Below are 16,431 nucleotides of genomic sequence, written 5' to 3' on the forward strand. Positions count from 1 at the left end.
AATAAAAATCCAGAGATGGCATGCACCCACAAACAGGCATCACAGTGCAAACGCACATGCAAGCAACCTGCTCAGGTACTTCCGGTATGAAACCAATCCTGCAAAGGGTGGCTTCAGATTTTCATTTTTTATTTCACATGTGGGGAATGAATGGTTTAATTGATATATGGATCGACAGCCAGAGTGGCTATCAAATTGCCGCATATTATAAATTAATCGGCTACAGCTTGGGCAGCATCTTTTTCCCCGTGATTCGCTTCAAATTGACACCCGTTCAATCCTGGATGCTGGCCAATCTCAACAGTACAACCAGTTAATCTGAGGATGAAGTACGCCAGACATCATCCCATGAACTTTGCCAATAGCTGGGGTATTTTTGCCGCATCGCCTGCGAGAACAAATCCAGTTCTTCAATTACATTAAACTTCAACAGCCCTGGCGGTGGCTTGGGCCCTTTATTCAACCTCTCAATAGCGCCTGCTCTACATGCGCGGGCGGCTTGTATGAATACGGGCCATTCCAGGCGGCGAATCAGATGTGCCCGCAATGCGTTCACGAGATCAACATGGCGTTGACCACGATTCATCGCATCGTAATCCTTTGGGTAATTCCCAAAAACATAGGGATACGAAATTTGCAAAGAAAAATCATCAAAATTCGGGCTCATAGCGAGAAAATCAAGCGAGGCTCCCCGGTCCAAATCCGCCAATACATTTTCCAGCATTTCTATCTGCATGCTGTCTTTCCTGGCAGTCTCGGCCCCGCCGTACATATTCCTGAAAAGAATAGCTTCTTCATGTTCATGAGCACCGAGAAAGCGCTCTTGCCAATCTGTATAGAGCAATTGCTCATCATCAAATGGCCTGACAAAGAAGATGCCGCGCTCTGCCATATATTCACGTAATACCTGAGTCAAATTCGCTCTTGCATCAGGGGTTTTAGGAATTAAGTAGCTGCGAAACCAGAGAGGATTAAGCGGGCGCCCTTTTTTATTGAAACCTGTGGATTGTGGGTTCAATAGACCGCCATCAAATGCCAGCAGGCCATGGGGTATATCCTGCTCTGTCAGACCATGCGATAACAATTCTTTTTTAAATTTGACGCGAGTCTGTTTATCCACGAAAAAAGACTGCATCCATGATGCCTGCTGCAGCCCGACATCCACAGCAATTTCTGCCGTGTCATAACTGCTACGAGGAACAGAAACCAGCACATGATTGCGTGGCGCTACCAAAATGGCTGCAGTCCAGGGCAGTTTTTCAAAATCCAGGAAATACAGCGTCAATTGATCATTGGCCCGCAACTCCTCTTCAGCCCAGTGAAGTTGGGTTTTTTTCAAATCGCTAAATTGAAGATCTTTAGTTGAAAACAGCAATGGAAGCCTCATTTTTCTTTGTATGATCTGACAGCAGTAGCTCGCATCCTGGGCTTGGTGTCGCCAGCCAGGCATTGATGTTCACTATTGCACTTGTCACTTCACCGCGATCTCGTCTATATAAATACCGAGTGCAGAGCGACGCCCTTTGACCACAACCCGGTCACCAGGAATGGGTTGGCGACCAACGACGGTATGTTCCATGCAGATAGTGGCGGCAAACTCTGGAGCACCCACCCGCAGGGTTTGATCACACAGGCCCAGCTTGGGTTTCAGGCGTCCTAAAGAACTTACGGTAGCCTCTACAACGACCGCCTCGCTATTGAATGCCCAGCCGGCCAGGGCAGACAAGGCGATAGGGCTGCGTAATATGACGAAAGTCAATAAGCAAGCCATGAGAGGCAGTATGACGAATTGACGTAAAACTGGCGAGGGATAGCGATACGCCAAATTAGCCTGATGCGTGCGGTCATAGCACCCGTAAAGCACAAAAGGAAACAACACCACCGCAACAATCCAGGGTAAAGAGGTGGCATAAAAATGCTCCCCGGCAAAGACAAAATTATCACTCAAATTAAACCCGTAGAGCAAACAGGCAAGACCCAGACACGACAGCGCGAGTAGGTACTTTTGCCTGTTGGTCATGGGCTTTCTGTCCATGAACTTGATTGACCATTCTTCACGCGGGCGGGCCAGTCTCTCTTCTGCAATTTTGCCGGCGACGATTACCTGTTCTTCCAGCAGACGGATTTTTTCTGCCTGCTGTTTTTTCAGCAGCTCACTTTGAGTTTCGTTTGTTTGCACTATTCATCACTCTTTATTCTGTTATAGCCATATCAGGGCCTTAGCGCTTTGAGCTAACCAGACTCACCCATTCTCTTTCAGGACTTAATTTGACCGACTTGATGAATTGTGCAAAACCTTCATAGATACCCGCTGGCGGCCTATGTTTCGTCGCCTTCCATTCCTGCTGCGAGCATTCAAAGCAAACGTCAAGCTTGCTGCTCAGCTTGCCTTGCGCATAAAAATAAACCGTATGATGGGGATTAAAAACACAGGCGGCGAAAGCCTGCTGGGTTTCATCAGATACCTGCTCAATCGCGGCAATGAAGTTTTCACGGTCGCGTGTAGTCAATGCCACGCTGCGATAGACCCTTTCTTTTTGCGCGGGTGATTGCCCTGCCTGTATGAAATCCATCTCGGACGAATGTTCGGTCACGACGATCTTGCTGGATTGTCGTATCGCATTGAGCAAATCCGCCTTATAGGCTGCGCCCTCGCCTGCCTCATTCTTTTCAGAAGAGCAGGCGAACAACAGGCCACAAAGCGCCAGCAAGAGAGATTGCCGAACTGATCGCCCATGCTTAAGAAATTGCGTCATCATGCCTTAGCGCCGCTTTTTCTCTTCTGCCAGTTGTTCCTTGTGCTTTTCTTTCCATTCACGCTCGCGGGCATCAATGACGGACAGTTCATAATACTGCGCATCTTTTTCGCGTCGGGCTATGTCCAGTTGTTGCAGGGCGGCGGCGAGGTTATTTTCTATGCCATAGGCCTCGGCCAGGGCAACATGTTGGGCGGCTTGTTTGCCCTGGGCGGCATAGACCTTGGCCAGCAGGTTATAGAGTTGCGCTTCTTGCCGGTACAGCACGATCTGGTCACGCAAGAAAACAGCCGCCTGTTCTTCTTTGCCGTCGGCCAGCAGAGCCTCGGCATATTGCACGGCCACGCCGCGTGAGAGCGGCAGATCACGCATGGCTTTTTCTGCCTCTTTGACGGCGGCGGCAGTTTGCTTGTCGCCGATCAGGATGTCGATGGACATATCGACATACATATTGCTGTAAGTGAGTATGTTTTTATATGCAGGCACCTGATCCAGCATTTTGCGCGATTGATCCAGCAATTTGCGGGCGGTAGCAAAGTCTAGACGCTTATAGGCGACGAATGCCTGCCCGTATTTGGCAGTGATCTGGTCTTCGAGTTTGCCAGTTTTGGCCTGTGTGTCAAAAAAGGTGCTGGCATCCATCAGGCCCTGGGTACTGCTGTCTTGCAATACCCTGATCCTGGCCTTGGTGAGCAAAAACTCCAGGCTATCGGCATGCTGGCGGTAGCGCTGCTCTGACAGGCGCGATTGTATGTCGGCTATCCTTTCGCTGGTCAGTGGGTGGCTGCGCAAAAAAGGTGGCAGGTTATCGTTATAGTTGCGCATGGAACTTTGCAGGCGACCAAAAAAATTGACCATGCCCGACGGGTCAAAGCCAGAGTCCCGCAAGATCTGGAAGCCTACGCGGTCAGCTTCACGTTCGGCATCACGGCCAAAATTCAGTTGTTTTTGTATCGCCAGGCCCTGCCCGCCAGTGGCAATCGCCATTGCAGCATCGGGGCTGGACCGCGCAGCCAGCACGGCCAGTGCCAGTGCCGCCAGCGGGATCAGGGCATCGCCACGCTGGCTGGTCAGCATGCGGGCGATATGGCGCTGGGCCACGTGACCTATCTCATGACCCATGACCGAGGCCAGTTCGGACTCAGACTGTGCCGCCAGGATCAGGCCAGAATGAAAACCAATAAAACCACCGGGAAAGGCAAAGGCGTTCAACACCGGATCACGTACGGCAAAAAATTCAAAATTGAAATTGGTTTCGCCACGGGCATCTGGCCGCGCTTCCAGCATCTTGTTGCCGAGACGGTTCAGGTATTCACTGACCGGGGCATCGTCCATATAGTCAGGGTCGCGCCTGACCACGCTCATGATTTGCTCACCGAGCTTGCGTTCTGCCAGTGGTGACAGGTCTTCACGCGAAGTGTCGCCCAAAGTTGGCAGGTTTTGTGCCTGGACCAGTGCAGGCGACAGATTGGCACTCCCCAGGCCAACGGCCAGCAAAACCGCCAGCCGCAAGGCTGACATGGCTGGCAGGCGAAAAACACGTCGCAAGGGGTTCTCAATGCTATGATACTTGGACACTAATAGCTTCCTTATTTTTCAGGACTTAACCCGGGCGTAATTGAGTAAACTTATCATACCGCCTTACAGGTTTTTTACACAACAATGAGCACAGATACAAGCAAAACACAGCAGCCCCATGAATTGGCCCCGGAACTGACCCATTTTGACGAAAGTGGTCAGGCTCATATGGTGGATGTTGGCAATAAAAACAATAGCCACCGCATCGCCGTTGCCCGTGGTCATATCCGCATGCAGGCAGCTACCCTGGCCATCATCCAGCAGGGCAATGCCAAGAAAGGCGATGTCATCGGCATAGCCCGCATCGCCGCCATCATGGCTGCCAAACGCACCAGCGACCTCATCCCGCTATGCCACCCGCTGGCACTGACCCGCGTCACTGTTGATTTTAGCATTGATGCAAGTAACAACACTGTTACATGCGAGGCCCAGGTTGAAACAGTGGGTAAAACCGGTGTCGAAATGGAAGCCCTTACCGCAGTGCAAGTTGGCCTCTTAACAATTTACGATATGTGTAAAGCCGCCGACCGTGGAATGGTCATGACCGACATACGGGTGCTGGAGAAGCACGGCGGCAAATCCGGCGACTGGGTGGCGGATATCGACAAATGACAGCCAAACCAGCCACTTTGCTGGCGGTGGATGTGCATTACAGCAGCGACGAAGCGGGTGAAAGCGCCTGCGTTGCCGGTATCGTCTTCCACAACTGGGATGACGACAAACCGGCAAAAACCTGTATCAGCCACATCAGCAACGTTGCCAACTATGTGCCCGGTGAATTCTATAAACGCGAGCTGCCCTGCATCCTGCAATTGCTGGCGGAACATGATCTGCAGCCAGACTGCATCATCATTGATGGCTATGTTTATCTGGATGGCACCAGCAAACCCGGTCTGGGTTGCTACCTGCACGAGGCGCTGGCTGGCAAGGTCAGCATCATCGGCGTTGCCAAGTCCTCTTTCTCAGCCATACCCGCCTCGTTCGGCATCTGCCGTGGCGAGAGCATCAAGCCCCTGTATATCACCAGCCTGGGTATGGACCTGACGACAGCCCAGGCCAGCATCGCCACCATGCATGGCGAATACCGGCTGCCAACTTTGTTGAAGCAGGTCGATCAATTGTGCCGTGAAGCGGGGGATAAGCCTGCTAGCCATGCCTGAAACGCTGGCCTCGCGCCCAGACATGGCAGACAAGCAGCGGCACCGCTGAGAACAGCAAAAACTCATTTACTAAATTGAGTAAATGAAGATAAGTAATTCAAAGTCAGCCATTTATACAATCCTCCTTTGAAGTACACCACGGTATTATCCACAACCCCAAGTGAAGTATCTTTATATGACCCGCCGGAAAAATATAAAGTCACGACGGTATGACTGTCATTTTTTGCAAAAAACTTCAGTCGCCATCTGACATCCTCTTCCCATCGCTTGTCGTACTGCTCTATTGAAGTATTTTTCAATGCTATGATCAGATCACGTGTTAGTTTCTTTCTAGTAGAAAGACTCTCGATTTTTAATTTGAGATCGTAGGCCATATCAAGCGACGCTGGAGACAACGGGATCGTCATGACTGCTCTCGGGTCCATCCACAATATTTCCAGGCTTCCGATTTCTCCATTTGCAAGCTGTCTGGACAATTGCTCTAACTTTGTGACAGCCTCAGAAGTTCCCAAGTCTTTGCTTTCTGACACTGATACCCATTGAAAGCTTAGTGTCAGAGCGAATATTGAATTAAATAGTAATCGCTTGATGTGCATTGCAACTCCCAACAGAAATGTGTTCGGGCCCAAATCGGCCTATTGGTAAAACGCTTTGTATTCTCGCGGCGAGCATTGCATTACACGTTTGAAAGCGGTGCTGAATGCGCTTTCAGAGTGATAACCTAGCGATGGTGCGATGACGGAAATTGTATCGTCCGAATTTAAAAGCCTGTCACCTGCAAGCAGCATACGCCAGCGTGTTAGGTAATCCATTGGCGGCTCGCCCACCAGGTTTTTGAATTTCATTGCAAAGGTGGATCTGGACATGCAAGAACGGCTGGCCAGGCTCTGTATAGTCCATTTATGTGCTGGATTCTCATGCATGGCACTAATAGCAGTACCCACTTGCTTGTCCGCCAGTGCATAAATCCAGCCTGCGCCAACGTCTGTACTTCCTGTTGCGCTTGAAGCCTCTGCCCTTTCAAACAGAAAAAGCCTCAACGCCTGAACGAGCATGAGAGAGGAAAGGTATTGAGCGATCAAGGTACCGCCAGGCTGCGGTTCTCGCAGCTCTTGCATGATTTGTTCCATTGACCGGCGCAGGGTGTTTTTGTCTGACTCTTTGCGGATATGCACGATAGTTGGTAAAACGCCGAGCAATATGCTGGCGTGTCTGCCAGAAAATTCAAAGAAACCGCCTAATCCGTAACAGGCACCACCACCGTTGTAAGTAACCAGCCCGCCTTCTTTTACGTCAGAAAATATGGTCTTCGCATCAATAGCTGGCAGCGTTGGGGCGCTACCAAGAGTGAGCCCGTGCCCACCGGGCAGCAAAAAACAATCGCCTTCTTTGAAAAGTACTGCTTCAGGAATATCGTCCAAAGTGAGCCAGAATTGACCAGAAAGCAAGACATAACAACGTATTCCCTGTCGTGGCTCGAAATGCATAGACCAGTTACCGCCCGCGTCCAGCCCGTGAAACATATAGTTGCGGGGTTTGAGAAGTGCCAGGGTATCGGAAAGTGGATCCATCATCTTCGGACGATTGAAAAGATAAAATGGACTATAGAGTATGGATCGTCCCATTGCAAGCACGTATTATCAGTACATCGACAAACTATCTGGAGAAAAAAATGATTAACCGCCCCGCTTGCCTGGTCAGTTACTTTGCAGCCTGGAATTCACATGGCATAGACGAGATCCGCCAACATGTCAGCGATGCATTCGGCACCAATACCCGGTATTTTGATCCACACCGTGTTGCCACGGGAGTTGAAGAATTTTCAGCCTGCCTTGCCGAGTTCCGTACTCAACGTCCTGACGCAGAGATAGTCTGGACTTCAGGAGTTGACTCCCACCATCATTTGCATCGTTACACTTGGGAAGTGCGCATAGCAAAGCAAGCCATCGTTGCGGGCTATGATGTAGTTGAAGTCGATGTGGCAGGGAAAATCGTCGCAGTATTTAGTTTTTTTGGAGCACTTCCTGACATTGGCTAAATATAAAAGTGCATACGAAATAGTAGCGGTCTTAATAGGGCCGGTCTTACATCAGGACAGCCCCATAATAAGGAAATACGTAGATGCAAGACCCTCTTTGCATTCGCTGAGATGCTTCAGGTGCGTTCATGCAACAGGTAAAAAACGGTCGCAATCCCCTACGACCGTTTCCTCTACTAACTTACCAATATCACTTCATCGTAAAACTCTGCTGCCCGGTATCGACTGCATAGTTTTTCGCGACGTCCCAATAAGTGAAGCTGTATTTCACCAGATCCCCTGCCTTGAGCCCGCTGGCTGAGTAGCTGTTGTTTCCGTTAGACTGTGTCATGCGGAAGTTTTGCTGTCCACCAGAGTTGACTGTGTAATGCACGTCTGCCCACGACGAGGTGTTGATACCAAACTGCAGTGTGCTTGCGTTAATTTGCGTGGCGCTGGCTGAAACCGGAGTTGGGGTTGGTGTCGGTGTGGGCGTGGGTGTTGGAGTCGGCGTAGGTGTCGGTGTTGGCGTTGGTGTCGGTGTTGGCGTGGGTGTCGGTGTTGGTGTTGGCGTGGGTGTCGGAGTCGGCGTTGGCGTTGGCGTGGGAGTCGGTGTTGGGGTAGGAGTCGGCACACCAGTATCCCAAATAATGTCATCAACCGCCCACTGGAAAGTGCTACCCGGCAGACTGCCATCGACACTGAAAATCTGGAACAGATCAGACATCGATTGCAAGGCGATCAGGTTGCCTGCGAGTGCAGAAATGGGAATGGTTGCGGTGCCCCAATTGCCGTCACGTACCAAACCATAGCTCGCCACGCTTGCAGGAAAAGTGACAGAGCCCTGGTTGGTATAGGTATCACCGATACCGACTTTGAAGGCGACGTTGGCGGGTATTTTGATCCTGAATTTCAGCGTGCCATTTCTGTAATTGCTCATGTCACGCACCTGGCGCGATTGTATGCTGCTGCCAAACCACTGGTTGGCGGCGGTGTAGTTCCAGGCGATGACATTGCTGCCTTCATACGGTGCGGTAGAACCTGCCGACATGGATGCCTGGTTCCAGTTCCACACGTCAGAGCTGACGCCAGCCGTCTGTTTGTTATTGACTGCGGTCAGATCGGTGAACACGCCAAATTTGCCCACCTCGGGTACGTTGGGGTTGCCCACTTTTACCGTGCCTTTGCCATCGAGTTCATACACCCGTACGTAATCGACATACATGGTGCCAGGCAAGGGTGTGGTCACTTGCGCAGGCGTTGCAGCGTCAGTGAAATTGCCGCCAACCGCGAGATTAAACAGCAGGTAATACGGTGCCTGCAGCGAAGTTGAATTGACCGGCAAAGGGTTTTGATACATATCGCGCTCCACACCGTTATCGGTGACGGTAAAGCGCATTTGGGTATCAGTCCAGTACAAGCGGTAGGTGACGAAGCGGTTGATCAAAGGTGTCGAGGCGATATACCAGTTTTTGGTTTGCCAGGCAGTCGAAGCGGCACAACTGGGGTTGCCCGGCACGCAGGCGGCGTCCTGATAGGTGATGACATTTGACCCTACATAATTATTGATCGCCGGGTAGCCAGCCAGCGCCCTTCCTGCATTGCTATGCCCCATTTCCATAATGTCGATCTCGCCGTTACGCGGCCAGGTTTGCGGGCTGGTCCCCAGCATCCAGGCAGCAGGCCATAGCCCTGTGCCAACCTGTGGCGTGCTGATACGCATCTCCACCATGCCGTACTGGACTTGTACCTTGCCTGCAGAAGAAATTTTTCCGGATGTGAAGACATTACTGCCTATGACCTGGTTTTTTGCCTGAATTGCCAATGCGCGTGTGCCAGGTTCAAACGGCACGTTTTGTATCGAGACATTATTAGGGCTGTAGTATTCCAGTTCCTGATTACCGTAGCCGCACAAATTGATCTGGCAGCCATTGCCATCATAGGCAGTCCACAAACCGGTGTTGAGGCTGGTGCCATTAAATTCTTCTGACCAGATCAGTTTGCCTATCACAGGATTAGTGACACTGGCATAGGCTTGCGAGCCATAAGCCAGCAAGATACTGGCCGCGATGGCGGTGAGCGTGCTGCTGCGTTTTTGTTTGTTAAGACGATAGTCCTGCCGATTCATCATGCCTCCGTTATTTTCAATTTTAAAAACAGGGTTTAGACGGATTGACATGGAAAAACGCTGTCAACAACGTCTGTCTGAGCTATGTGTAAAGACCATTGATATCAATTCCCGAACCGGCTTCCATTTAATCCACATTTTGTTGGAAACGTTTCCATTCAAGAATTTAAATAGTGATATTATTTTTATTTCTTGTCAATAAAAATTTTGCACTTGGGGGTTGCATTGCTCGGAAAACAACATTGCTATCCAGGCGGGGTGCAAGGCGCGTATTGTGTGGCTGGGAGTGGACTACCAACGGTGAGCGATACCGGCAAAACGAAAACGGAAACGGGGTTGTAACCAAATCCGATAGCCACAGATCGGCCCATCACCTGGACGCAACGCGGTACTGAGATACTTCTGGAGTAGCTGTGCGAATGGGCGAAATCCAGGTTTGATGTTTCGCTAGATACACATGGCTGAAGCCGCGATTCACGCAAGCACACGTTGAAGCAAAAGGCACGATGGCATTTTGAAGCAAGCGTGTGGTGGCGCAGTAACTATGATCACGGTGTGTTGCGAGTATGTTGTTCGGCTACTTGACTACCGGGGGCTAATGGGTGACCCCAATTTCGGTCCTTGCACTTACAACGTGGAATGACGAGAAAATCCAAGAACTGTAGTCCCGTCTGTTAAAACGAACGTATACGAGATCTCATTTTCACTTTCTGCACCAAACATTGTTCCAGAAACCTCAAATGGTGGCACATCCTCCGTCGTAGATGCCACGGTCACTACAACTTCACTGTCGTCACTTACTTTACCAAAAAATTTTGCATATATCTCGGAATCCTTAGTGCAAGCATCTCCAAGGCACATAACACCTGAGATAAGAGAATTATCTTCACTTACTTCAAAATACGCTTGACCTCTAGTAATTAACCAACGCCCTCTAAAGTCAACGCCCATAAACCAATTCCAATTAAATTCCATATCGTCCTAAGCTCCAAATTCTATTCTGCACCGTTACAACCGAACACAACACCACAAACACTATCTTCAGCCATTTCAGATACGCCATCTCCAAACGGTCGAAGACGGGGGGCGTCGTTGTCATTGCTATCAATGAATATAAAATTACTGCGATTTTTTTCCACCTCCAAATACCGGCGATCGCCAGTAACCTAAGGAGAGAGGCAATTAGTAAACAGTAAGCGGACCAACGTGGGTATAAGAAGATTAATCGTTGCCATGACAATCCATACACTACCACCATGGCTATCGCCGCTATCGTTAGAACAACCAGGATTAAAGTGAAAGAAATTCCTCGATTAGCCATATCAACAAAAGGCTGATCCGAACTTTTTTCATTATCCTTTATTTCCATGTCAGCCTCGCTTCATTACAACTACTAAAATTGCAATTTAAATTTCAGATTTATCAACCAATTGTGACATCTTTTACTGCTTGCAAGAACAGTTTTTTGGCTTGTTTCGTGCAGCTTTCGCTCTCGTCTTAATACAAGACATGCCAGTACGATCCCATGTGGATCATTCCTGGCTTCAACGCCCGCTACTGGCTGCTCTCACCCAAATATGGCAGCAATCTGTTGGTAGGAGCCGTTTAAAATTTGGGGCGATTCCCCCTTCCCGGCACAAGTCGGTCATTGAACAATTCAGCCAATCAGACAAAAACGAATTGATTTGAATGGAATGTTTAGGTGATACTAACCATAATTTTATTGTTGCTTAACGTCAGCACGATTTTATGCAGATTTGATGTTACGCCAGATGCACATCTGGCCTAAACTTTATGATTCAGAATCAATGCATTAAGTTCTTCTTCAAAATGGCATGCAGCCACAAGTCTAAGCCCGTTCGTCCTTAATGCCGAAATGAATGAAGCCAATGAATTTATATATAACTGAGGGTCAATATTTTCATCATCAGGTTCTATTTCAAGATACAGTGGCCATTCAACAAAGTCATCTGGGTCTGCCATCACATTTGCATGCTCATTGACAAAAACATCTGCAGTAAAATACGGGCCGTGTACCGACCTCATCTCAATTTCCCCACCAAGTATTACAGAAATAAGTTTTGCTAAAGAGATGTAATTGACGTTTCCATTTATGTAAACTTTACAGTAAAAATCCAGCGGCATTGATATCTCATTATGTTGTTCGGCTACTTGATTATCGAGGACTAAGGGGTGCCCCCCGGGTTGTGATCGGAGCTATGCGGACTAGGACTACCCCAAGCGTTTCATTTATTTGCGCGAATGACGCACGTTGTCTTCAGTTTTTTTTGCACGCTCTGGGTCAATTTTCTTGATTTCAGAAATTAAATTATCGATTTCAGTAGTTACACTAGTTTGATTTTTTTCAGTTAATAGTGCAGCAATGAGTGCTTCTTTTGATCGAACATCGGGACATTTTGCAGCAAGACGAAACCACCTGGTCGCCTCATTATATTGAAGACTAACAAAAAAATGGTGCATACCTAATTTGTACGCCGAATTGCAATCTCCATTTTTTGCACTTACCTGAAGAGACGGCGTCTCATTCGCCGGAACTACAAACGATGACTCTCCCATTACACCTTTTAGTGACTCTCCCTTTACGCCTTTTGACCGGGGCTCATAAGGCAATGCATAAGCCCCCAAAAATACAAAAAAACCGAAAACTAACAAAGGCTTCCGCATTGAAGTCCCCTTCTTTTGAGTCCTCTGTCTCTGTCAAGACTCCAAATATATCCCTTGATTTGAAGCGTTGATCATAGGAATAACTGTGCACTGAACAGAGCAAGCGAAAGGACGCTTACATACTCCTTGAAAAATTCTCTGGAAAAATCACGTTCAAAGGTTCTAAAGGTAACCCACAACGACCCAAATGCTCATTCATAGAGTCAATTTCGTGTTCATATTGTTCTCGGTCAAAAAAATATTGAAGTGTCTCATTCCACATCTCTATTTTCCAGCACACAATCGTATCATTAATTTCAACCTTGACCCCTTCCCAGCCACAATCTTCAGCTATGCCACAGGCACACGTAAATATTAAGTAGCGACCCGTACCAAGCTTACTTTTTTTCAACTCATCAAAATAGATTAACGAGTCTTTAAAATACTCGTTTTCATCAATATCTTCACCATCAATTGCAGCTTTAACGATCGCAACATCGCAGAAATGAATGCCGTGTTTAATCTGATGCTTTCCATCAGATAATTGATCTAAATATAAAATTAAAGTATTCATCTAATCTTTCGAATGCCTGGTAGTACAAGCTCTGGTCAGCGCGAAGTACGCGTTACAACTCACCACATGAAGAGCATGAAAATACTTAAAGCAGGCTCACACGGATAGATACATCCCCCGGCTTGCATCCGTCGAGCGGTGAGTTGTAACGCACCCTGCTGTCTAATCTGAGTTACGTGAACTGGCTTTTTCGACCAATTCGATGGCGTCAGTATCAACAGCAATTGCGTGAACTTCCGTCGCCCCGTCTTGCCTTTTCCAAGTCAGACTTACCCAAACCAGACCATCTTCATAGACATCAAATACAGGCAAGACTTGGTCAAGCATTGACGAAACATCGGCATGCTCATCTCCAGCCAATCGCTTTAGAATAGAAGGGCGAATACGTAATAAACGAACTAAATCATCATTCTCAACAATATTGCCAAATCTATCTGATCCAAGGTATTTTTTCATTTTTTCCAATTTAATTAGGATTGTAATTGAGTGGAGTCCCTCCATTTTCATTACAAATCCAATTGCGGTTTCCTAAAAACGCCTGCGCGAGCTCAACAATATTAACCAGATCATTCCTGCCAAATTAATCACTCCAAAAAAACCAAAGAAGATTAAATGCCTGAATGTCAGTTGCATAGAAAAATCACTTTCAAACAAACGACGAAGAACAATTGGCAATACAGTGACACAAATCCAGGAAAAATGGCTAAGTGCAAATATAGGAAAGCCAATTCGGGGATATGACATCCATAGCAAGGGAGCGCCAAAACTTACCAGGAGAAACCAGGCCTCCGGCAAAGCTGGGGCAAACAAGCCATAACTGACTAACAAAAACATCGCATACGATGAGATGCAATATCCTGCCAAAAATCGAGGCTTGGAAATTATTGATAACATGACGCTTTCTCTAACTGATATCGCAATAATGATGACGGAGAAAAATCGTGAATCAACCAAGCTTAAGGTACATTTTTTGAACATAACTTCTGTTCAACGCCACGATCAATTCTAATTAAATATCCATTAGGTCTAGATATAATTCCGGTTGTCGCAACAATTTCTGGAATAAACACATCTCTTCCACAAAAACTTACACTATTCTGCTTAAGATGAGATATCCAGCGATTGGATGTATCTTTTTCAAAAAACTGGATATCTTCAGTTTTTCCAGCCTTAATTTCGTAGCATCTTGTTTTCAATTCTGATCTGCATAAATGAACAGATTCATTCAGAGCATTTTCAATAGTGACCAAGTATTCTATTTTTTTCTCGCGAATACAGGCAACCAGACCAATGCAAAAAAAGAACGCTATTTTAGGAACTCTTTGAAATATAGATAAGGTTTTTAATATCCTCATGACACGCCTTAGTTTTTTCATCTTGTTCAGCGCGTCGGGTACGCTGCAACGGCACCGCATGAAGGGCGTTAGAATACTTGAAGCAGCCCCCTCGGATAGTTACCCCCCTGGCCTAAACACCCTTCGAACAGTGCGTTGCAACGCAACCTACCTGCAGCTAACGTTTATGCCTTGCTTTTTTTATTTGAAGATGTCTTCAATTTTTGAGCCGGGCTTTCAAATTTCGCCAGTTCCTTTTCCATTTCTCTGGCCTTGTTTGTTTCATCGAGTTTTCTATAAACAGTGATGAGGGCCTTGGTGCACCGGATGAGAGGGTCTTTTTTGTTTCCCTGCAAGGCGCCATTTTTTTCGTAGGCCAGTTCATAGAATTTTCTGGCATCGGGGTAATTCGCTTTTGCCAGGTAAATTTCTCCTAGATATTCGTAGTAAGCGGGCAGTTCTTCATATCCATAGATTGATTCATCCTTGAGCCTGTTTATCAGCTTGAGATAGTATCCTTCAGCATAATCTGTCTGACCATTGATTTTATAGACATAGGCAAGATTTGCCATGGCGCTCGTCACAGACGGATGTTCAGGGGTAAAAAATTTCTGTGCAATTTGATAGGCAGTCAGATAATTGTCTTCGGCCAGGCTGAAGTCTTTGCTGCTCAAATACAGACGTGCCAGATTGCTGTGCACCTGGAAAACCAGTCTTTGAGAAAACTGATGGCTTTTACTTGAAGCCAGAATTTGCACGTACAGCTCACGCGCTTTATCGAATTGGGCTTGTGCATGCAAAATTTCTGCCAGAGTCAGCATGGTTGTAATCCGCCTGTATTCAGTTTCTTGTTGCTCATTCAAGAGCTTCTTCATTTCAACCGTGCTTCCAGACAGTGCTTTTATTTTTGTTTGCAACTCTTCCTGCCTGCCATTAAAAAACTCCAGTCTTTTTTCTGCAATGCGGATAGCTTCTTTGAGATTGCCGTTTTTGTAGTTCGCGACGATGTCCTGATCATACAAAGACCCGCCGTTGGAAAATCTGATGTCATTCTTGTTTAACTGCCTGACTTTTTCGAAGGTTTCTTCGCCCTTGAGAAAATCATTCGTCAGATACTGGCTGGCTGCGAGCATATATAAATTCTCTGTCAAGTAACCCTTGTCATTGACATTATTTTGCTCCAGGATAGCCACACTTTGCTCAAAAAACCAGGCAGCATTGACGTAGTCTTTAATCGTAAAGTAAGACTCGCCCATCAGGGCATTGGCTTCCGCTTTTTGGGCCGGAGGCAAGGGTGAGCCCAGGCTTCCTTTATCCAGCAATAGCTTCAGCCTGGACTGCGCCAGGTCATATCTTTTGCTTTCCAGATACAATCTGGCGAGACCGAGCTGGAACTGCATGTCTCGCGGATAAAAATTCGCATTTTTCTTTGCCATGGCAGATCCCATCAATAAATAAGACTCTGCATATTCGCACCAGCCTCTTTTTATCAGCGCTTTTGAAGACGTGTCGATTTCAGCAAGTGCTGCTTCTGCCATGTTCCAGTTCGACAGGGCAGCCTGATGCTTGCGTATCGCTTTTTCTGCGGTGCTGAAATCCAGGATAAATGTCTGAAGCGCCAGGGCATGCAAGCGCCTTAATCCCTCGATGGAATCATCAGGTATGGCTGCCAGCTCAGACATGTTTCTGTCGGTTGTGGCTTTACTCGCGATGATTGTCCGGCGTATCTGTACTTTGCAATCTTTGTCTGTCAGTTTGCCCAGTTCTTGTGCCTGTATTGCACCGCATGCCATCGCTGCGGAGAGTAAGAAATAATTTATATTTTTCATTCTAATCTCCAGACATACTGGAGCAAGTGTTTTTGTTGAAAAGGCTTGCCAGCTTTGGAATGCGGGCGATAGATGCATTTCATTGTGGCCTGGAGGGTTGCATAATCCAGATTGCGGAATCCACTGGTCTGGCTTATTTTTCCGTCGATGACGCTGCCGTCCTTGCCAATGAGCATATCCAGCCTGACGACGCCTGTTTCTTCATTGCGCAAAGAGGCTCTGGGATACTCCGGCTTGCAAATTTCGGCTGTCAGCAATTCTCCACCGACCTCTTCATCCATGAATCCGGGTTTAAAGCCGCTGTTTGCCGGTGTATCGGCATAGCTGCTGCCTGCACAGCACAGCAGGATGCCAATGGCAGGCAAGGTAGATACAAATTTCATGTGCTATC

Annotated in this window: 20 protein-coding genes; 4 read left to right on the plus strand and 16 right to left on the minus strand. The window is 47.5% G+C overall.

Going from position 1 to position 16,431, the window contains the following annotated elements:
* Positions 1–20 precede the first annotated feature (20 nt).
* Positions 21–317 carry a hypothetical protein gene (locus UNDYM_RS19390; protein ID WP_162042512.1) on the plus strand — a complete coding sequence of 99 codons (297 nt, stop codon included), beginning with the start codon at positions 21–23 and terminating at the stop codon, positions 315–317.
* Here UNDYM_RS19390 and UNDYM_RS19395 read toward each other — a convergent pair.
* The 4 genes from UNDYM_RS19395 to UNDYM_RS19410 all read right to left on the minus strand — a co-directional run bounded on the left by UNDYM_RS19395 (position 314) and on the right by UNDYM_RS19410 (position 4,334).
* A complete protein-coding gene (locus UNDYM_RS19395) occupies positions 314–1,387 on the minus strand; it encodes a hypothetical protein (protein WP_162042513.1) in 1,074 nt (357 codons plus the stop codon). The genes UNDYM_RS19390 and UNDYM_RS19395 overlap by 4 nt on opposite strands.
* Before the next feature lie 84 nt (positions 1,388–1,471).
* Complete coding sequence (locus UNDYM_RS19400; protein WP_162042514.1) at positions 1,472–2,179, minus strand: hypothetical protein; 708 nt, start codon at positions 2,177–2,179, stop codon at positions 1,472–1,474.
* A gap of 40 nt (positions 2,180–2,219) precedes the next feature.
* Positions 2,220–2,756 (minus strand): hypothetical protein, encoded by a 537-nt coding sequence (locus UNDYM_RS19405; protein ID WP_162042515.1) that lies wholly within the window; start codon positions 2,754–2,756, stop codon positions 2,220–2,222.
* 6 nt (positions 2,757–2,762) lie between these two features.
* A complete protein-coding gene (locus UNDYM_RS19410; protein WP_232063550.1) occupies positions 2,763–4,334 on the minus strand; it encodes a M48 family metallopeptidase in 1,572 nt (523 codons plus the stop codon).
* An 84-nt stretch (positions 4,335–4,418) separates the two neighbouring features.
* Between UNDYM_RS19410 and moaC the strand changes: the two genes are divergently transcribed.
* Positions 4,419–4,946 (plus strand): cyclic pyranopterin monophosphate synthase MoaC, encoded by a 528-nt coding sequence (gene moaC, locus UNDYM_RS19415; RefSeq protein WP_162042516.1) that lies wholly within the window; start codon positions 4,419–4,421, stop codon positions 4,944–4,946.
* Positions 4,943–5,494 carry an endonuclease V gene (locus UNDYM_RS19420; protein ID WP_162042517.1) on the plus strand — a complete coding sequence of 184 codons (552 nt, stop codon included), beginning with the start codon at positions 4,943–4,945 and terminating at the stop codon, positions 5,492–5,494. The genes moaC and UNDYM_RS19420 overlap by 4 nt, the downstream gene beginning before the upstream one ends.
* Positions 5,495–5,556: 62 nt before the next feature.
* Here the strand turns inward: UNDYM_RS19420 and UNDYM_RS19425 are convergent, their stop codons facing one another.
* Positions 5,557–6,090, minus strand: a complete 534-nt coding sequence (locus UNDYM_RS19425; RefSeq protein ID WP_162042518.1) for a hypothetical protein — start codon at positions 6,088–6,090, stop codon at positions 5,557–5,559.
* 39 nt (positions 6,091–6,129) lie between these two features.
* Complete coding sequence (locus UNDYM_RS19430) at positions 6,130–7,119, minus strand: AraC family transcriptional regulator (RefSeq protein ID WP_232063551.1); 990 nt, start codon at positions 7,117–7,119, stop codon at positions 6,130–6,132.
* A gap of 47 nt (positions 7,120–7,166) precedes the next feature.
* On the opposite strand from UNDYM_RS19430, the gene UNDYM_RS19435 reads away from it, so the two are divergent.
* Complete coding sequence (locus UNDYM_RS19435; RefSeq protein WP_162042519.1) at positions 7,167–7,532, plus strand: hypothetical protein; 366 nt, start codon at positions 7,167–7,169, stop codon at positions 7,530–7,532.
* Between the two features lie 190 nt (positions 7,533–7,722).
* Here UNDYM_RS19435 and UNDYM_RS19440 read toward each other — a convergent pair whose 3' ends face one another.
* From UNDYM_RS19440 to UNDYM_RS19485, 10 genes are all read right to left on the minus strand, one after another.
* Positions 7,723–9,639, minus strand: coding sequence for a family 16 glycosylhydrolase (locus UNDYM_RS19440; protein ID WP_197740924.1), 1,917 nt, complete (start codon positions 9,637–9,639; stop codon positions 7,723–7,725).
* A gap of 627 nt (positions 9,640–10,266) precedes the next feature.
* Positions 10,267–10,614, minus strand: coding sequence for a hypothetical protein (locus UNDYM_RS19445; RefSeq protein WP_162042520.1), 348 nt, complete (start codon positions 10,612–10,614; stop codon positions 10,267–10,269).
* Positions 10,604–11,008, minus strand: a complete 405-nt coding sequence (locus UNDYM_RS19450) for a hypothetical protein (RefSeq protein ID WP_162042521.1) — start codon at positions 11,006–11,008, stop codon at positions 10,604–10,606. The genes UNDYM_RS19445 and UNDYM_RS19450 overlap by 11 nt, the downstream gene beginning before the upstream one ends.
* Positions 11,009–11,424: 416 nt before the next feature.
* Entirely contained in the window at positions 11,425–11,784 is a 360-nt protein-coding gene (locus UNDYM_RS19455; RefSeq protein ID WP_162042522.1) for a hypothetical protein, read from the minus strand.
* A 105-nt stretch (positions 11,785–11,889) separates the two neighbouring features.
* Complete coding sequence (locus UNDYM_RS19460; RefSeq protein ID WP_162042523.1) at positions 11,890–12,324, minus strand: hypothetical protein; 435 nt, start codon at positions 12,322–12,324, stop codon at positions 11,890–11,892.
* 115 nt (positions 12,325–12,439) lie between these two features.
* A complete protein-coding gene (locus UNDYM_RS19465) occupies positions 12,440–12,877 on the minus strand; it encodes a hypothetical protein (RefSeq protein ID WP_162042524.1) in 438 nt (145 codons plus the stop codon).
* A gap of 162 nt (positions 12,878–13,039) precedes the next feature.
* On the minus strand, positions 13,040–13,333 hold the full coding sequence (locus UNDYM_RS19470) for a hypothetical protein (RefSeq protein ID WP_162042525.1): 294 nt from the start codon (positions 13,331–13,333) through the stop codon (positions 13,040–13,042).
* Between the two features lie 500 nt (positions 13,334–13,833).
* On the minus strand, positions 13,834–14,232 hold the full coding sequence (locus UNDYM_RS19475) for a hypothetical protein (RefSeq protein ID WP_162042526.1): 399 nt from the start codon (positions 14,230–14,232) through the stop codon (positions 13,834–13,836).
* A 164-nt stretch (positions 14,233–14,396) separates the two neighbouring features.
* Entirely contained in the window at positions 14,397–16,040 is a 1,644-nt protein-coding gene (locus UNDYM_RS19480) for a lipopolysaccharide assembly protein LapB (protein WP_162042527.1), read from the minus strand.
* The gene (locus UNDYM_RS19485; protein ID WP_162042528.1) at positions 16,037–16,423 is read right to left on the minus strand and encodes an energy transducer TonB; all 387 of its coding nucleotides are present in this window, start codon (positions 16,421–16,423) and stop codon (positions 16,037–16,039) included. The genes UNDYM_RS19480 and UNDYM_RS19485 overlap by 4 nt, the downstream gene beginning before the upstream one ends.
* Between the last annotated feature and the right edge of the window lie 8 nt (positions 16,424–16,431).

Source organism: Undibacterium sp. YM2 (assembly GCF_009937975.1).
Classification (GTDB): Bacteria; Pseudomonadota; Gammaproteobacteria; order Burkholderiales; family Burkholderiaceae_D; genus Undibacterium.